Annotated in this window: 3 protein-coding genes and 1 pseudogene; 3 read left to right on the forward strand and 1 reads right to left on the reverse strand. The window is 43.2% G+C overall.

Annotated features, from left to right (window positions below; translation table 11 throughout):
* Nucleotides 1-77 (reverse strand): annotated as a pseudogene (locus tag NXS07_RS22285) (IS6 family transposase); the annotation flags it as partial.
* A 148-nt stretch (nt 78-225) separates the two neighbouring features.
* On the opposite strand from NXS07_RS22285, the gene NXS07_RS19895 reads away from it, so the two are divergent.
* From NXS07_RS19895 to NXS07_RS19905, 3 genes are all read left to right on the forward strand, one after another.
* Nucleotides 226-804, forward strand: a complete 579-nt coding sequence (locus NXS07_RS19895) for a recombinase family protein (RefSeq protein WP_258087497.1) — start codon at nt 226-228, stop codon at nt 802-804.
* A 90-nt stretch (nt 805-894) separates the two neighbouring features.
* Nucleotides 895-1,101: a hypothetical protein gene (locus tag NXS07_RS19900; RefSeq protein WP_046338225.1), complete on the forward strand. Its 207-nt coding sequence runs from the start codon at nt 895-897 to the stop codon at nt 1,099-1,101.
* Nucleotides 1,098-1,538, forward strand: a complete 441-nt coding sequence (locus tag NXS07_RS19905) for a hypothetical protein (RefSeq protein ID WP_258087498.1) — start codon at nt 1,098-1,100, stop codon at nt 1,536-1,538. The genes NXS07_RS19900 and NXS07_RS19905 overlap by 4 nt, the downstream gene beginning before the upstream one ends.
* Nucleotides 1,539-1,602 lie beyond the last annotated feature (64 nt).

A 1,602-nucleotide genomic window follows, 5' to 3' on the forward strand; every position in this document is an offset into this window, starting at 1 on the left:
TGACGCATTGCTTTTTTAAAGAAGCGCAGGGCGGCCGCCTTATCCCTCTGAGCTGTTAACAAAAAATCCACCGTATTGGGGTTCTAAGCCAGAATCGTCCGAAAGAGGATCGTTCAACGGACAGTTAAAAAAATTTTGGCGCTTCAGAGAAAATCACTGCTGACGTTGTCTCATATAACTGGTACGGTATCAATCTCTTTCATGGCCCCTTAAACGTACACATTTATGGCAGAAATACGGATCGGGTATGCCCGATGCTCTACTGATAAGCAGGATTTGACCGCTCAGCAGGAGGCGCTGGTGAAACTCGGTGTCTCCCCGGATAGAATTTATATCGACAAAGGGCTGACGGGTTCAAATCGGCAGAGGCCTGGTCTGGATCAGGCGCTGGCCGCTGTGCGCAATGGTGACACGCTGGTTGTTCCCAAACTTGACCGTCTGGCGCGTTCGGTTCCTGATGCACGTGAGATAGCTGATGCATTACAGGTAAGGGGCGTGAAACTGGCGTTGGGAACCAGCATCTACGATCCGGCAGACCCGATGGGGGAAATGTTCTTTAACGTGCTGGCGACGTTTGCTGAATTTGAAGGAGACCTGATACGTCTACGTACTCGTGAAGGCATGGCCATAGCCCGAGCGAAAGGAAAACTGCGGGGAAAACAACCAAAATTGTCGGATAAACAACAAAAAGAGTTGTGCCGGATGTATGAAACCGGGCAGTACTCGATCAGCGATTTGGCTGAATTATTTTTTGTCTCACGTCCAACGGTCTACCGGACACTTTCACGCAATCATAAGGAATAAATATAGTGCTGATAAAATCACTCAAGTTCCGATAGCAGGTCGTAAAATTTTGGTAGCTTCCATTTCACAACCCTTATAACAGGATTTATGATGAAAAAAGAGCATGTGCTTATCCAGTTCTCTACAAAAAGACCATTTTCTAATAAACCTGAAATGCCCGAAGGGGCAATTTATAACCAAGCCAAGGGCTATTGGATGAAAAATGAGAAACCTTTAGTGTCATATGATTCTGAATATGGCACTAGAGCGACTAAAAAATGTGATGTAGAGACAGGTGAGGATCAAAAAGGAGAATGAAAAACTTTATATTGATTATATCAAGTGTGTATGATTTTTCCACGGATCTGGTTGTTCAAAGGTTAGAGCATAACGGTGATAATTATATTCGACTCAATAAAGAGCAATTATGCGATTATGAAATTTTCTTAGACCCTGTTAATGCAACCCTAATGGTGAAAGGCGAGCACGTTGACGTTGAGATCTCTAAAATAAAATCGGTTTGGTTTCGACAACCGGTCTTTCTAAGAAATACCCCCGGGCGAAGTATTAATATAAATGAGCAGCTTTCCTTATCGCAATGGAATGCTTTTCTTCGAGGGTTAATGGTTTTTAATGAATCGTATTGGATGAATTGGCCACAGGCAACATATGCTGCTGAATCTAAGCCGTATCAGTTAATTACTGCAAAAAACATTGGGTTCTCCGTGCCACAAACTATTATTAGGGCGTGTTGACGTTTTGTGAAGGTAATCTGAACAGCATGATGATTTGGTATAATCAATTTCGCCAAAAACTCAT

This window comes from Xenorhabdus bovienii (assembly GCF_024721015.1).
GTDB classification, from domain to species: Bacteria; Pseudomonadota; Gammaproteobacteria; order Enterobacterales; family Enterobacteriaceae; genus Xenorhabdus; species Xenorhabdus bovienii.